We start from the raw sequence: 14,637 nt of genomic DNA, 5'->3' as shown, positions 1-14,637 counted from the left end.
GGACCTTTGGTAACTCACGGAGCGGTTTCTTTTTTGTTGGCATACATGCACCTCTTACTCATGTTATGCCCGAACACAAAATTTCTGACACCCTCGCACCTTTTAGCCCTGGCGCAATCACCTGTAGGAACATTCTGAATCTGAAACCAAATGCTTCAAGAATACGGATATGGCGAATTATCCTACGAGCCCTGTCGGATGGCGTCTGATATTCAGGGAACTACTACAGCGGTAACTTCACGGCTCGCCAAAAAAAGGCGAGCGGCCGTGAGAAAGCTGCGGTAGTTCCAATCAAGCCAAACTGTTATGGCAGCCGTGCGCGTGAGACTTCGGTCTGGCCGCGGTGATTGGCACGCGGTTTTCTCACCTCGCGTACGGCTGCCACCCTAATCCGTGAGAAAGAGTCGGGTGGAGCTATTCAGAAAAAGCCAATCGAGTTTCAATCATGAAAAAGATAGTGCCTGATCCACCACCCCCCGCTTCATTCCCCATCCCCTATATCACCATCATCGCCGACCTCACCCTCGAAGACGCCAAACCCCACGCCACCGCGCTCATGCAGGCCCTGTCCAACACCATCCAGCTCTACCTCGACACGGAAGCCGAAGACCACCGGGAAATCGTCCTGGAAAACCTCGGCATCCTCACCGAACTGCTGCGCATCCTGTTCGCCCACATGGCGACCCTGGAGACCGACCATGGCCAATGAGCTGAAGGCACGGACAACGGCCGGCAAGGAGACCTTTCTTGGCCTGTACGCGATCCAGCCGGGCATCCCGCTCGACCAGGCGTTCAATGAGCTGTCGGTGCTGCTGGGCTGTATCCGCCACCTGAGTGAAGAGGCCGAGATGGAGGGCAACCTGGTGGCCGGCAGTGCGGCGCGGATACTCAGTGCCATGGCCAAGGCGTTGGTCAATGACATGGAAATGGGTCTGAACCGCGGCGCTTGAGCATTCTTGGGGCCGCTTTGCGGCCCATTCGCGGGTAAACCCGCTCCCACAGGATCTCCACAGGCATGAGGTTTGCGCTACCCCTGTGGGAGCGGGTTTACCCGCGAAGAGGCCAGACCTGCCCACCTTGATGGCAAAGTGCCAATAACCTGCCCTGGATCAATATCTCCCCCCCATTTCCCCCTAAAGTCGAACGCCCTGCCGATTCTCCAGAACAACAAGAGTGCCACCCGTGAAGCGCAATTTGCCCGTTACCGGTCGCCAAGTGGATTACCCCGGCGACGCCAACATCCTCTCCACCACCGACCTCGACAGCCGCATCACCTACGCCAACGCCGATTTCATCCAGGTCAGTGGCTTCAGCCGCGAGGAACTGCTGGGCAACCCCCACCACCTGGTCCGCCACCCCGACATGCCGCCCCAGGCCTTCGCCCAGATGTGGCAGGCGCTCAAGGCCGGGCGCTCGTGGATGGGCCTGGTGAAGAACCGCTGCAAGAACGGCGACCACTACTGGGTCAGTGCCTTCGTTTCGCCGATCAGCAGCGGCGGCCAGCCCATCGAGTACCAGTCGGTGCGCACCAAGCCCACGGCCGAGCAGGTCGCGGCAGCGGAGGCGTGTTATGCACAGCTGCGCAAAGGCCGCCGCCCGAGCCTGCCGGTGCTGGGGCTGCGCAGCCGGCTGGCGCTGGGGGTGACGTCGCTGTTGGCGCTGGTGATCGGCGCGGGCAACGGCTGGATGGGCATCGGCTGGTTGCCCACACTGGTGGAAATCGCCGTCGCCGCCGGTCTTGCCAGCCTGACGATCGTGCTGCTGCTGCGCCCGTTCGAACAACTGCGCCGCCAGGCCCTGGCGATTGCCGACAACCCCCTGAGCCAGCAGTTGTACACAGGCCGACGCGACGGCATCGGCCAGGTCGCCTTCGCCATGCGCATGCTCAAGGCCCAGCTGGGCGCGGTGGTCGGGCGCATCGGCGATACCTCGTCACGCCTGGCCGGGCATTCCGGCTCGCTGGTCGAAGCCCTGCACGCCAGCCACAGCAACAGCCTTGAGCAGCAAAACGAGGCCGATCAGGTGGCCACCGCCATCCACCAGATGAGCGCCAGCGTCGCCCAGGTCGCCAGCAGCGCGCAGCTCGCGGCCATCGCCGCCGACCAGGCCGAAGGCGAGACCCAGGCCGGCCACCAGGTGGTCGACCGCAACCGCTGCGCGATCCAGGACCTGGCCGGCTCGCTGGTCGAGGCCAGCGAGGTGATCCAGCAACTGGAAAGCGACAGCAGCCAGATCGCCGGCGTGCTCGACGTGATACGCGGCATCGCCGAGCAAACCAACCTGCTGGCGCTGAACGCCGCGATCGAAGCCGCCCGCGCCGGCGACCAGGGCCGCGGCTTTGCTGTTGTCGCCGACGAGGTGCGCGGCCTGGCCCAACGCACCGCGCAATCGACCCATGAAATCCAGCGCATGATCGGCACCTTGCAGGACGGCACCCGCGCGGCGGTGCAGGTCATGCAGCAGAGCAGCGCCCACGCCGGGCACAGCGTCGAGCAGGCGCGCCAGGCCAGCAGCGCGCTGGATGGCATCAGCATGCGGGTCAACCAGATCAACGAAATGAGCCTGCAGATCGCCGCGGCGGTGGAGCAGCAGAGCCAGGTAAGCGAAAGCATCAACCGCAATATCGTCAGCATCCGCCAGGCAAGCGAGGCGACGGTGGAAGTGGGGCAGAGGAGTCATGCAAATGCCAGCGACGTGGCGGAACTGGCCAGGGATTTGCGGCGCTTGGCGGATGAGTTCTGGCGGCGGTGTCAGTGAGTGCTTGGTTGTTACAGTGCCGGCCTCTTCGCGGGTAAACCCGCTCCCACAGGAACTCTACAGGCCTGAGGCTTGCGCACTGCCTGTGGGAGCGGGTTTGCCCGCGAAGAGGCCGGTCCTGCTTACCCGAGTCATAGGCATTGATGAACGCGACATAGTCGGCAGGCGCCAGTCTGGATCGAGGCCTTGCCCGGTGTGCTGTGGATGTCAGGGGAGGCAGCTGGTCGCAAACACTTCAAATGCAAAGAGGAACTCGAAAGGGCGATGGCGGAACGTCAAGGTGCAACGCATCGGAGTCATTGCCCTCAAGGGAGACGAAAGCGATACCTCGCACTTTCAATGCTTCAGCCCTGACCTTGAAGTCCTCAGTACAGAACAAGGTGTCGATCGAAGCGCTGAAGCCTTCGATTCTGAAGACGGCATTGCCAACGTCGTTCAACTGGAGCTCCGAAAAGCCTTCAATCCTGCCGTATTCACCGATCGTCAGTTTGGAACCTTCAACGACAACTGTGGCCGTGGGGTACTTCATGAACGAGGCCGCATGGTAGCTAAGCGGATTGTCTATGGCGCCGCCTTGAGCCTTGAAATCGACGGGCTCGAGGTCGAGAAAGGCTACGCCTGTCTCTTCACAAGCCTGGAAGAACTGGCGATTGATGGCATATAAGTTACGCGCTATCTGGCGTACGGCCACCGTGTATTTTTTTGACTTCCCAACCAGAACCATGCCATTGGGCAGCTTTTGCCTTGGGCCTTGTTTAGTGGCGTTCGCGTACCATGGGAAATAGCCGTGCTGGACGGCGCACCAGTCTTCATAGTGCTTGTCATACAGCACGACATCGAAATACCCGAGACCACACCCAGGCTGTTTCTCTTGAATCATCATGTAGAACTTCATTGCCGACCTCGCTGGGCGGAGAGGGGTCCTGTTGGACTCAATTGTCGAGCCACCAGTCCAGCAGTGTCTCGTCCTCGAGGTCTTCAAGGTTCTTGTAGATGTTGGAGTAGTACCACTCCACGCCAGTGGCCTGCTTGAACGCGTTGAACACCGACTGAATCTTTTCCATGCCATTGCTCGCCGGTACGCTGAACGCCATGTTGCCATTACGCAGCCCGTCCAGCGTGCCGGATAACTGCTGATTGACCTGGCTTTCGAGCACCATGATCTGCTCGTGCGCCAGGTGCTCCGCGTAGAGGTTGATACAGAAGTTGCCACCCCGTTCGATGACCAAGGCGGGGGCGTTGTTGTCCTCGATGCTGATCAGGTCGCCCTTGGCCAGGTTTAGCGCCAGGCCTGGCGAAGACAAGAGCTCGTAGACATTGGGGGCTTTTTCAAGCGCGGGAAGTTGTTCGTGTACAGGGCCGTTCGCAGATACGAAAACCTTGATCAGGCAGAACCCTTCCTTGCCTTCCATGCAGTGTTTCAATCCGTTCTCCTACAACCGGTGGTTTGCCCGCTCGGGCACGGTAGATGCGTTGATGAAGTCGAGCACAGTCGATTCCAGTTCAGGGCATTGGTGCGCACTGATGTAGGCCAGGCAATCGCTTGAAAAATCCATGCATTCATTTTCCTGAAAGACAGGATTCGGGTTCGAGTCTGCAGGTGTTTTTGCGGGGCGGTGTGAGCCCGGCCTTTGCATCAGGCCGGGGAGACATCCAGGAAATCATCATACTCGTCATAGTGATTCAGGCAGCAGACCAGCGCCTCATCCGACACGCCTGGGTGCTGCGAAACCGCCAGGTCGATCACGTCCTGGAAGTGCTCGCGCATATAGCAGAAGGTGTATCCCATGGCTTTCACTGCCTGCGGCAGATGTTCGTTGTCTTCGTCGTCGTAATCAGGGAGGTCACCAACGTATACGGGCTGGCCGCAAGCCAGCTGTTGCGAGTCTTGCGGGCTGTAGATCGCATAGAGGTGATCGCGCTCCAGCCTGTTCTTCACCAAATGGATGAACGTTTCCAGCGGGTAGAGGCTATTGGGTATGAACGCATCCATGAGCGGTTCCAACTGTCATTGACTGGGTCGCTTGAGCGAGAGGCCGGGCCTGATTACCTAGAACCCGATGAAGGCATAGTAGACGGGCGCTTCTGCGGTGGTACGCAACCCCAGCCCCTGCAAGTCGTTGACCAGCTCAGGCTGCTCCACATGCAGCGTCCACCCGTCGTCCGCCGCTGATGAAACCTGAGCCAGCGCTGTAGCGAACGCCATCATATCCGGCAGGTATGCGGTAAACCCATTGCCCTTGAGCGCACTGGTGGTCATGCCCAGCGCCTGGCACACGGCAACCTTGGCCCCGATGTCATCCCGGTCGGCCTGTCGCGAGGCCTGCACCAGCGCGGCCAGCTGCGGGTCCACCGGCAAGCTGCCGTGGATCAGTTCAGGCCCCTGCTCCCAGGCTTCGGGCGGGCAATCCTTGTTCTCCGGCCGCAACGGAATATGCGGGTTGATCTCCACCGGGTAGATACGGCACACCAGTGGCCGGCTTTCATAGATCGTGCACAGGTCGTTGGCGTCGAGGTTGCGGCAACGCCCCGGGTTGAACGCGGCGAAGGTCACCGACACGCGCACTTCGCCAGCGCCGCACGGCACCGGGTGCGAGCGGCGCAGCACATGCTCGCGCTGGTCGGCAGGCATGCCCGGGCCATCGCTGACGAAGCCTTCGATCAACACCACCACCTGGCCGCCAGAGGCCGCCCAACGGCGCGCCTCGTCCAGGGTCAGCGGCACATGGTGGCCGGTACAGCACTTCCCACAACCGGTGCAGGCAAATCGCAAGCTGTCGTTCACTGGGCGCCCGGGGTCCATTCGCTGACGTAGGCATGCTGCTGCTTGCGGTCGTACAGGCACAGTTCGGTGCCGGTGCGTTGCTGCATGTGTTTCTGCGGGTAGACGCCTTCGATCAGCAGGGCGCTGATGCCAAGCTGGTCATCGAACTCGGCAGGCTTGCCGCGGGCGTGGGCGTTCTTGAACTGGCTGGCGGCCAGGCAGGCCTTGAGCATCTGCTGGCGCTGCTGGTTCCAGGCCTGGCTGCTGGACGCCTGGACGGCGCCGCTGAAGAGCGCGCAGGCGATCAGGAGGGAGCTGAGAAACTTCATACGCGGTTCCGGGAAACGATCCGAGGGGCGCGAATTATGCCCGAGTCATCCCTGGCGGCAAGCCAGGGAGTTTGTCGCGGGATATGACAACACGGTAATCAGCGTTCGGCAAACACCACGGTACGAGCGGCGGTCACCAGGCAGTCGGTGAGGTCCGGCGAGGAGAACTTGGTGAGGATGGCGTTGGCGCCGGCGGTTTTCGCCTTCTCGCTGCTCATGGCACTGTCCAGCGAGGTGTGCAGGAGGATATACAGGTGCTGGAAGTCCGGCGTCTCGCGCAGGGTGCGGGTGAAGGCGTAGCCGTCCATCTCGGACATCTCGATGTCGGAGACGATGATGTTGATCTCCTGGGCGGTGCCTTGCAGCTCCAGCAGCACGTTGATCGCATCCTTGGCGCTGCGCGCGGTGTGGCAGTCGATGCCGAGGTTGCGCAGGGTGTGCACCGACTGCTGCAGCGCCACCTGGCTGTCGTCGACCACCAGGATGTTGGCGGCGGCCAGCAGGCTGGCGTCCTCTTCGCTGAGCTCGCCGGGATGGGCTTCGGGCTCGGGCGGGGCGATGCCGTGGATGACCTTCTCGATGTCCAGAACCTGCACCAGGGTGTTGTCGACCCGGGTCACGCCGGTGATGAACGAGCGGTTGCCCGAGCCGAACGGCGGCGGCTTGATGTCGGTGCTCAGGCAATGGACGATGCGGCTCACCGCCTGCACGTGCAGGCCCTGGCGCGAGCGGCTGATCTCGGTGACGATCAGGCAGCCGCCGTCCGGGTCGGCCAGGGGCCGTTCGCCGATGGCGCGGGACAGGTCGATCACCGACAGCGAGTTGCCGCGCAGGGTGGCCACGCCTTTCACGTGCGGGTGCGATTCGGGCAGCTTGGTCAGCGGCGGGCAGGGGATGATCTCGCTGACCTTGAGCAGGTTGATTGCCATCAGCTTGCCGCTGCGCAGGGTGAACAGCAGCAGCGACAGCGAGTCCGCGCGGGCTTTTTGCGTGGCCATGGTGACCTTCGTGGGAAACAGGGGATGACAGGTTATCGGCCCGGTGTGGCCGGGCTTTAGGTAAAAAGAAGGGGCCTTGCGCGGCCCCCAGGTCTTTCAGAAGTTGTAGCGCACGCCCAGGCTCACGCCCCAAGGCTGTTCGATGTGCTTGCCCTTCATATAGTCGAAGCCGGCATTCACCTGCACGCGGTCGGTCACCTGCGCGGCCACACCGGCACCGAACTCCAGGCGGCTGCCCGACAGGTCGTTGTCGAACTTGTTATCGTTGACCTTGACCTGGTTGTTGCGGGCGAACTCATGCGCCGCAGCCGCTTTCACGTACGGCTGCACGAAGCCGCCTTTATCCAGCGGGAAGGTACGGCCGACGTGGCTACCGACCTTGCCCAGCAGCGAATTGGCGTTGTCGGCGCTGGCGCGCATGCCGTTGTCCAGGTTGTAGCTGGCGCCATCGACCCACAGCGTCGACACCTGGGTATACGGCTCGACGAACCAGCCATCATCCAGCTTGATGTGCTTGCCCACTTCCACCGAGGCACCGATGCCGTTGTTGCTGTAGTCGCCCTTGGCCTTGCGGCCGTCGCTCATGCGCACATCGGACTTGTTCTGGAAGCGGTTGGCCTTGATCAGTGCATCGACGTACAGGCCATCGTCGGCCAGCCAGGTGCTGTACACGCCGACATGGAAGCTGTCGACCTTGCCGGTGGTGCCACCGGACAGGTCCAGGTCCGAACGGCTGTAGCCGCCCATCACACCCAGCAGCCATTGGCCGCTGCTCGATGGCAGAGGGACGTCGGCACCAAAGGCGATGCCTTGTTGCACCTGGTCGTAGGCGGCTCCGGCGCCCGCAGACACCTTGTACTTGTTGCCATAGCTGCGCAGCCAGCCGCCACCCTGGGTGTTGCCGTTGCGCAGTTCGCCCATGCGCCCGCGCAGGGTGGAGCTTTCGCCGTACCACACGGTGGGCGCGGCGCTGAACAGCCCGGTGACCGAGCGCGTGCCTGGGGTGGTGGTGTCGCCCTTGCGCACCAGGAACCAATCGTCGCCGCGCTGCTCCAGCTCATAGGCGAAGGTACCGAAGTCCACTTGGCCGCCGATCAGGCCGAACTGCGAGGTGCTGCCTTCACCGGTGTGCACCACCTGGTGAGCAGTGACCTCGGCGCTGGGATCGGTACCGGTGTTCTCCACCAGCAGCTGGTGGTCACCACTGGCCTTGCCGCTGACGTCGAGGAAGTCGCCTTGCTGGTTGGCCAGGTCGGTGGCGAGCATGAAGGTACCGTTGCCGCTCAGCTCGCCCAGTTGCAGGCGGCTGAAGGTGGTATTGCCATCCGTGCCACGCAGGTCAACCGTACCTCCGTCCAGGGCCAGGCTGCCGACGCTCGAGTCGCCGGTCATTATCCACAGGGAGCTGCCGTCTACCGCCAGGGAGCTGGCGTTGGTCACTGTTCCCGTCAGGCTGGCCGAATTGGCCAGCGCCAGATCAAGGGTAGAGCCTTGTTCCACGGTGACGTCGCCGGTCAACTGGCTCGCATTCACCGAGACATTGGCCGTGGCTTCGTCCACGACTTCCAGGATCACGCCATCGCCACCGATCAGTGCCGAGCCGTTGTTGATCTCGATGTTGACCGGCTTGTCCGACGCATGGGTCCTGATCACTTTGATCGCGCTGCCCTCGCGGCCGGTGACCGTTGATCGGTCGAGCACCAGGTAGGCTTCTTTCTCGGTAGCCCCGGTGGAGTCCGAGAAGATCACCACGCCGTTGTTGTCGCCTACGACCTGGCTGCCTTCGCGAACCCGTGCTGTCGCGCCGGCTACCACCACGCCGACCCCGCCGGTGATGACGCCGGCCCCGGGTGCGCCGGCCAACCCTTCGACGTAGGTGTTGGTCAGATCGAGCACGGCGCTGTCAGTGACGTTGATGCCACGCGCGGTACCCGAGACGAAGCTGTTGCTGATACGCGCGCTGGCCGCCTCATCCATGCCGGACAGGCGAATGCCGTAGGACGGGACGTCAGGGCGGTCAGGGTCGGCAGCGGCAATGATGGTGCTGCCGTCGATGTCGGCATGGCTGCTGTACAACGCAATGCCAGGGGTGCCGACTGTGTTCACGCTGGCGCCGCTGATATTGACCTGTGACCCGAACAAGGCTGCGATCCGCGCAGTGACAGCGCCGGGCTGGACATTCAAGGTAGATTCGCGGCGCAATTCGAAGGAATGCACAGGATGCCTGTCGGTGACCGTGAATGTTTGTCCCGGGTCGATAACGACGTGCGAAGCGTAGGCGGGCATCGATGGGGTGATTATTCCGGCTATCACCAGGCCGAGGATTTTCTGTACAGGTTTCACGATCAAATCTCCCTAAGAAAGATGGCGAGATTTGATCGGATATAGCCTCAAATTCCTGTAGGGGGATGCGGAGCGTAGATAGGAAAAACCTTAAGACCGCGTAGGAAAATACTGCAAATATTGTTCGGCGCTTTACCATGCGTAGCGAATACCGAGATTGGCTCCCCAAGGCTGTTCAATGTTTTCACCGTTGCTGTAGTCGAAGTCGGCATGCAGTTGCAAGGTATCAGTGACCTGAGCCGCAATGCCGGCCCCCAGTTCGCCACGCCCGCCAGACAGGTCATCGTGGAAGGTCGCGTTGTTGACCTTGATCTCGTTGTTGCGGGCAAACTCATGTACGGCGGCCACTTTCACGTAAGGCTGCACGAACCCGCCATTGCTCAATGGGAAGGTGCGGCCGACATGGGTCCCCAGTTTGCCCAGCAGCGAGTCGGCCTTGCTGCTGCTAGCGCGCAGGCCGTTGTCCATCCGGTAATGTTCGCCGTCTACCCACAACGCCGCGACCTGGGTATAGGGTTCGACAAACCAGCCATCGTCGAGCTTGATGTGCTTGCCGAGCTCCACCGAACCACCGACACCGTAGGTGTCATAGTCACCTTGGGCTTTCTCCCCATCGCTCATGCGCACATCGGCCTTGTTGGCGAAGCGGTTGGCCTTGATCACCGCATCGACGTAGAAGCCACTGCTGGCCAACCAGGTGCTGTAGAGGCCGAGGTAATAGCTGTCGACCCGGCCATCGCTGCCCAGCTCCATGTTCAGCGTGGAGTCGCTGTAGCCACCCATGACACCCACCAGCCACTGGCCGTCCGCGCTGGGCAGGGGCATGTCGACGCCGAACGAGATACCTTGCTGGGTTTGCTTGTAGTTGACCTGGTCAGCCGTGGAGATCTGGTACCGGTTGCCATAGGTGCGCAGCCACGCACCGCCCTGGTCGCGGCCATCGCGCAATTCGCCCATGCGGCTGCGCAGGGTGCTCAACTCGCCGTACCAGACGGTGGGGGCGGCGCTGAACAGACCGATCGCCGCCTGTGCGGAAGGCGAAACGATCGGCCCTGTCGAGGTGTCCTGCACCAGGTACCAGTCGGTGTCGCGCTGTTCCAGTTGGTAGGAGTAAGTGCCCTGATCCACCACTTCGCCTTGCACTGCAAACTGCGCGGCGCCGCCTTCGGTATGCACCACGCGCTGAGGCAGGTCGCCTTGCACCGGGTCCACGCCGGTGTTCTGGATGCGCAGCGCATGCTGCCCTTGTGCCTGGCCCTCGATGTTCACCAGGTCGCTCAGGTGCCCGGCCAGGTCGGTGCCGAGGGCGAAGGTGCCGGCCCCAGCCAGGCTGGTTGCGGTCAGGGTCCGAAATGCGCCCTGGCCTGCCCGCAGGTCGACGGTTCCGCCGTTGAGCGTCAGCGCACCGACACTGGAGTCGTTGACCATGGCGAATGTCGAAGTGGCGTCGATGGTCATGCTGCTGGCATTACGCACGGTACCGAACAGGCGGGCCTGATTGTTCAGGCTCAGCGCGCCCGGGGTCTGTGCATCCTGGTTGACCTCGCCGGTGAGGGTGCTGCGGTCCAGTGACAGGCGGGAGGCATTGATCACAGAGCCTTCAAGGGACGAGCCATTGCCCAGGCTGATCTGGGTCTGGCTGCCCGACGCCGACACCACGTTGCCAGTCACGCTGCTGGCGTCGAGGCTCAGGCTGCCCAGGTTATTGAGATTGCCCTGAAACGATGCGCCATTGCTCAGCGTGACGCTGGCGCTGGAACCTGCAGGTTCGTTGACGATGCCCGTGACGTGGCTGGCATCCATGGTCAGGCTGGTCACGTTGTTCAGCGTGCCTGTCAGGGTGGCACCGTTGTTCATGAACACGTCGGCCACTGCCGTATCAGAGACCAGGATATCGCCAGTCAGTTGGCTGGCGTCGACGGTGATGGTTGCCTCTGTCACGGCGCCGGCAGCTTCGCCGGGCAGGCCGACCTCGACCAGTGTCTGGTTGGCTGCTGTCAGCGTGGAGCCGTTGCCGATGAGGATATCCGCATCCATGGGCGCGGTCCCCAGGTTGCTGACCACGATGGCGCTGCCGCTGAGGGACGTCAGCTTGGCGTTGTCCAGCTCCAGGCGAGGGGCGGCATTGTCGGTGCCGCTACCGAACAGGCCGGCGGCCCGGTTGCTGCCGGTGGCACTGCTGTCGCGCAGGATGGCTTCGCCACCCACTAGGGAGATGCCCAGCCCGTTGCCGGCTACCGTGCCACCTACCGCACCCGAGCCGTTCACGGTGGAGCCGACCAGCGTCGCGCTGCTGCCGCCGGAGACGTTCAGACCACGGCCAATGCCAGAAATCGTGCTGTTGGTCACCAGCGCGGTGGAGCCTGGAGCCACGGCACCCACGCCTTTGATGACAGAAAGGCCGAAGTTGCCGGTCGAGGTGAGGGTCGAATTGTTGATCGTGGCCTGGGACTCGGTCAGTGCCAGGGCCCTTTGATTGTCTCCGGCGACCGAGGCCCCGTTCAACAGGACGGTAGAGCCAGGTAGCGCGCTGATGCCGAGCGTTTCACCGCCAGGTTCGACGGTCAGTTGTGCGCCATTGAGCACCCAGGTTTCAGGTGCGCTGCCCGGCAAGACGGTGGCTGAGCCCCCCGGAGGCAGGTTGGCCGCCCAAGCTGGGCAGGCCAGTGTGAGCATGAAAGGTAATGAAGTTGCATAGCGTGATAACAGCGTTGTTTTCTGCCAGGCAATCATTCGGTGTTTCTCCCGTTTCAGTTGCAGCGTCGCTATTTCGAATAGGCCATCTGCGCATGTCATAGGCTTTGAATGTACGCCGGTGCAAGTTAGGCGCAACTGGCAAAAATGCTAGGTTACAGCGCCTGGGCGCTGACGTAGATTCAGCGGGCGCCTTGTCAGGTGTTATCGAACTTCAAGTCGGCGAACACATTGAAGTTTCGTGCCGGCCGTCACTGATTTTCGTCATGTTCTTCAATGTCGAGGAGACACTAATGAATGCTCCATTAAGAGTAAGGAAAGTCGCGAACGTCATTCATGGCGGAAACGTGTTGGATTTGCCTGAGTTGACGGTGCCGGCGCGGGACGATACGCGTAGGATTGTGCCGGTTCGTTATTTGGTTACGGACCTTGAAGTAAAAGTACCGAAAAGTCCGGATCTCAAACTGGGTGACTTTATCCGGCTCTTCCGGGAGGGCCTTTTTTTCGGTGACGAATTGGAGTTGACCGAACCTGACTTCAGTGACCCGGCGGTGACCGAATATACACTTTATTATCCGCAAGCCGAGTTTCCCGCAGACGGCACGGATACCGTCGTCAATCTGGATTACGGTATCTACGACCCCATCTCCGACAATGGCACGCCCACTGGTCTGTTGGTGGCAATCCGCTTTGACCGCCGTGCGCCTGCGGGCATCAGGCCCGGGCCAATTGCCTTCACGCCGGATCAACTTTCCGGTATCACCGAGAGCGACCTGGCCGGCGATGTGTTGCCCGTGGTGATAGGCCCCTACTTCGACGGTGCGCCCGAGGACACCATCGAAGTGTGGCTCGGTACTGCCGACAATGAAGCGTCGGGTAGTTACCTGACTCCCCCGTTCCCCGTAACCGATCCGGGTCTCCCTATTCCGGTAAGCTTCCATCGCGATGACCTGAGGGCCATCGGGGACGGGCAGCGATGGTTTGCCTATCGTGTGACGGACTGGGCAGGCAACGTCAGCGTGATCTCCAGCCGCACACCCATCACTGTGTTCCTCGATGTGCCCACCTTGCTGCCGCCCTTGGTGCCGGAGGCGGATGATGGGCTTGTTACCTACAACGATGCCAATCCTGATGTAGGCGTGGATATCCCGGATTATCCAGGGGCGGCCGTCGCCGATCAGATCGTCGTCAGTTGGGGGGGGACTGAATTACCGGCTTATCCGCTGCAGGCTTCAGATATCGGTAATGACCCGCTGGTGACCATCCTGGCGCCTTACGCCACGGTTGCGCTGGTAGGCGGCGGGGCGGTCGATGTCAGCTACGTCATGAAGCGGGCCGGCCAGCCCGATGTGCCCTCGGGGCCCACGACTGTACAAGTGAACCTGACTACGCCTGGCGGCCCCGACCCCGATCCGAACCCGGACTTGCCTGAGCATGGCAATATCAAAGTGCCAACGCTCAAAGTGGGTATCAGCCCTGACAACACGATCACGCCTGATGATTTTACCAACTCGCGGCCCGGCCAGATCACAATCCATCGTGGCGGTGTCGATAACAATCCCATCTGGCTGGTCGACGATGTCATTCAGGTATACCTGAATGAAACCACGGACGATACACCTGCGCTCCCGCCGTTGACGGTGACTGTCGCAAATGAACCAGGTGATATCACTGTCGCCGTGCCGTTCACCGGAGTGATCGAAAACCTGCCGTCGGGCGTGGTCGACATGTTCTTCACGCTGACCCGAATGTTGCCTGCTACCCCCAACTCCGTGCCGGTAACGGTGCGCTCGCCCATTCAGCCGGTTACCGTGTCGGCGGGTGGCGACTTGCCGGGCGGTGGGAACCCGCTGGATGAAGCAGGCTTCCCTGAGGTGGAGGCAGCGACCCCCTTCAGGAACATCCTCACCCGTCCGATGGGCATCGATGGCACAACCTTCCGCATCAACCTGTCGGGTGTATCCAACATCGAACTCGGTAAAGAGCCCAAGCTGAGCTACAACTTCGTGGGCATCGAACACCAACTCCCCGCTCGCCCGGTTTACCCGATTGCCCCACCACCGCAGCCTTACACGCCGATCGAGGCGAGCCGCATCAAAGTGGATGACATCCCGTTGACCCAGGATGATCTGGATCGGGGTTACTACGAAGTGACGCTGACCTACGCTCAGCTCTACCCCGTTTGCCGAAACGGCGCGACGCTTGATTACACCCTGAAGAACAATCTAGGCGAGACCAGTGCGACGCAACGGTATGTCTACGTTGCCCTTAACCTGGGCGGCCAGACGTGTTCATTGCCTTGACGGATGCAACCGGCATGAATAGACGGTCCGTGTTCTTCAGTATGGATAAACAATCACCTGAGGTGACAGAGAATGAGCAATATTAAATACTTTCCACCGGCCCCGATCGAGTTTACGCCTGAACAGAGAGAGGGCATTACAAAAGAAGACCTGGTTGATGACAAACTCATCGTACAGATTGCCCCTTACTTTGGTGGCGCGGAGGATGACAGCATCGAACTCTGGCTAGGCACGACACGCGCAGAGAATTCGGGTGATTATCTGGTTCCGAGCTTTACCGTCACTGATCCTGCGGCCATGAACGAGGTGTACTTCACCGCCAGTAAATTGAGGGAGTTCAGTGGCACGAAGGCGTTCTTTGGCTACCGGGTGAACGGTAATGAACTGTCGCAGCTGGTTGATATTGATATCGACCTGTCGGCAAGACGCTTGGTGAAATAAGTTGGACT

Annotated in this window: 13 protein-coding genes; 5 read left to right on the top strand and 8 right to left on the bottom strand. The window is 61.3% G+C overall.

What is annotated here, in order from left to right:
- Nucleotides 1-445: 445 nt before the first annotated feature.
- The 3 genes from ACIP21_RS18180 to ACIP21_RS18170 all read left to right on the top strand — a co-directional run bounded on the left by ACIP21_RS18180 (nt 446) and on the right by ACIP21_RS18170 (nt 2,757).
- Nucleotides 446-709, top strand: a complete 264-nt coding sequence (locus ACIP21_RS18180) for a hypothetical protein (protein WP_400690216.1) — start codon at nt 446-448, stop codon at nt 707-709.
- Entirely contained in the window at nt 699-950 is a 252-nt protein-coding gene (locus ACIP21_RS18175) for a DUF3077 domain-containing protein (protein ID WP_400690214.1), read from the top strand. Before ACIP21_RS18180 ends, ACIP21_RS18175 begins: the two co-directional genes overlap by 11 nt.
- A 232-nt stretch (nt 951-1,182) precedes the next feature.
- Complete coding sequence (locus ACIP21_RS18170; RefSeq protein WP_400690211.1) at nt 1,183-2,757, top strand: PAS domain-containing methyl-accepting chemotaxis protein; 1,575 nt, start codon at nt 1,183-1,185, stop codon at nt 2,755-2,757.
- 235 nt (nt 2,758-2,992) lie between these two features.
- On the opposite strand, the gene ACIP21_RS18165 is transcribed toward ACIP21_RS18170, so the two are convergent.
- From ACIP21_RS18165 to ACIP21_RS18130, 8 genes are all read right to left on the bottom strand, one after another.
- Complete coding sequence (locus tag ACIP21_RS18165) at nt 2,993-3,652, bottom strand: hypothetical protein (RefSeq protein ID WP_400690209.1); 660 nt, start codon at nt 3,650-3,652, stop codon at nt 2,993-2,995.
- A gap of 37 nt (nt 3,653-3,689) precedes the next feature.
- Nucleotides 3,690-4,169 (bottom strand): DUF4265 domain-containing protein, encoded by a 480-nt coding sequence (locus tag ACIP21_RS18160; protein ID WP_400690246.1) that lies wholly within the window; start codon nt 4,167-4,169, stop codon nt 3,690-3,692.
- 224 nt (nt 4,170-4,393) lie between these two features.
- Nucleotides 4,394-4,750: a hypothetical protein gene (locus ACIP21_RS18155; protein WP_400690207.1), complete on the bottom strand. Its 357-nt coding sequence runs from the start codon at nt 4,748-4,750 to the stop codon at nt 4,394-4,396.
- Between the two features lie 57 nt (nt 4,751-4,807).
- Nucleotides 4,808-5,542, bottom strand: a complete 735-nt coding sequence (locus ACIP21_RS18150; protein WP_400690206.1) for a YkgJ family cysteine cluster protein — start codon at nt 5,540-5,542, stop codon at nt 4,808-4,810.
- Nucleotides 5,539-5,850 carry a hypothetical protein gene (locus tag ACIP21_RS18145; protein ID WP_400690203.1) on the bottom strand — a complete coding sequence of 104 codons (312 nt, stop codon included), beginning with the start codon at nt 5,848-5,850 and terminating at the stop codon, nt 5,539-5,541. The genes ACIP21_RS18150 and ACIP21_RS18145 overlap by 4 nt, the downstream gene beginning before the upstream one ends.
- A 98-nt stretch (nt 5,851-5,948) precedes the next feature.
- Nucleotides 5,949-6,848, bottom strand: coding sequence for a chemotaxis protein (locus tag ACIP21_RS18140; protein WP_400690201.1), 900 nt, complete (start codon nt 6,846-6,848; stop codon nt 5,949-5,951).
- Nucleotides 6,849-6,944: 96 nt separating this feature from the next.
- Nucleotides 6,945-8,954 carry an autotransporter outer membrane beta-barrel domain-containing protein gene (locus ACIP21_RS18135; protein ID WP_400690199.1) on the bottom strand — a complete coding sequence of 670 codons (2,010 nt, stop codon included), beginning with the start codon at nt 8,952-8,954 and terminating at the stop codon, nt 6,945-6,947.
- 369 nt (nt 8,955-9,323) lie between these two features.
- On the bottom strand, nt 9,324-11,777 hold the full coding sequence (locus tag ACIP21_RS18130; protein WP_400690196.1) for an autotransporter outer membrane beta-barrel domain-containing protein: 2,454 nt from the start codon (nt 11,775-11,777) through the stop codon (nt 9,324-9,326).
- A 374-nt stretch (nt 11,778-12,151) separates the two neighbouring features.
- Between ACIP21_RS18130 and ACIP21_RS18125 the strand changes: the two genes are divergently transcribed.
- Both ACIP21_RS18125 and ACIP21_RS18120 read left to right on the top strand, forming a co-directional pair.
- Complete coding sequence (locus ACIP21_RS18125) at nt 12,152-14,188, top strand: hypothetical protein (protein ID WP_400690195.1); 2,037 nt, start codon at nt 12,152-12,154, stop codon at nt 14,186-14,188.
- A gap of 72 nt (nt 14,189-14,260) precedes the next feature.
- A complete protein-coding gene (locus ACIP21_RS18120) occupies nt 14,261-14,629 on the top strand; it encodes a hypothetical protein (protein WP_400690192.1) in 369 nt (122 codons plus the stop codon).
- Nucleotides 14,630-14,637: the final 8 nt, after the last annotated feature.

Origin of the sequence: Pseudomonas sp. NPDC089401, assembly GCF_044749485.1 — a bacterium.
In the GTDB taxonomy this organism is placed as follows: domain Bacteria; phylum Pseudomonadota; class Gammaproteobacteria; order Pseudomonadales; family Pseudomonadaceae; genus Aquipseudomonas.
This window is presented reverse-complemented; position numbering and strand designations above follow the sequence as displayed.

What these genes read in the sequence shown, in the direction of transcription:
- ACIP21_RS18160 (WP_400690246.1), bottom strand. Translation starts at nt 4,169, where the DNA reads ATGGAAGGCAAGGAAGGGTTCTGCCTGATCAAGGTTTTCGTATCTGCG.
- ACIP21_RS18175 (WP_400690214.1), top strand. Translation starts at nt 699, where the DNA reads ATGGCCAATGAGCTGAAGGCACGGACAACGGCCGGCAAGGAGACCTTT.
- ACIP21_RS18180 (WP_400690216.1), top strand. Translation starts at nt 446, where the DNA reads ATGAAAAAGATAGTGCCTGATCCACCACCCCCCGCTTCATTCCCCATC.
- ACIP21_RS18145 (WP_400690203.1), bottom strand. Translation starts at nt 5,850, where the DNA reads ATGAAGTTTCTCAGCTCCCTCCTGATCGCCTGCGCGCTCTTCAGCGGC.
- ACIP21_RS18120 (WP_400690192.1), top strand. Translation starts at nt 14,261, where the DNA reads ATGAGCAATATTAAATACTTTCCACCGGCCCCGATCGAGTTTACGCCT.
- ACIP21_RS18165 (WP_400690209.1), bottom strand. Translation starts at nt 3,652, where the DNA reads ATGAAGTTCTACATGATGATTCAAGAGAAACAGCCTGGGTGTGGTCTC.
- ACIP21_RS18140 (WP_400690201.1), bottom strand. Translation starts at nt 6,848, where the DNA reads ATGGCCACGCAAAAAGCCCGCGCGGACTCGCTGTCGCTGCTGCTGTTC.
- ACIP21_RS18125 (WP_400690195.1), top strand. Translation starts at nt 12,152, where the DNA reads ATGTTCTTCAATGTCGAGGAGACACTAATGAATGCTCCATTAAGAGTA.
- ACIP21_RS18155 (WP_400690207.1), bottom strand. Translation starts at nt 4,750, where the DNA reads ATGGATGCGTTCATACCCAATAGCCTCTACCCGCTGGAAACGTTCATC.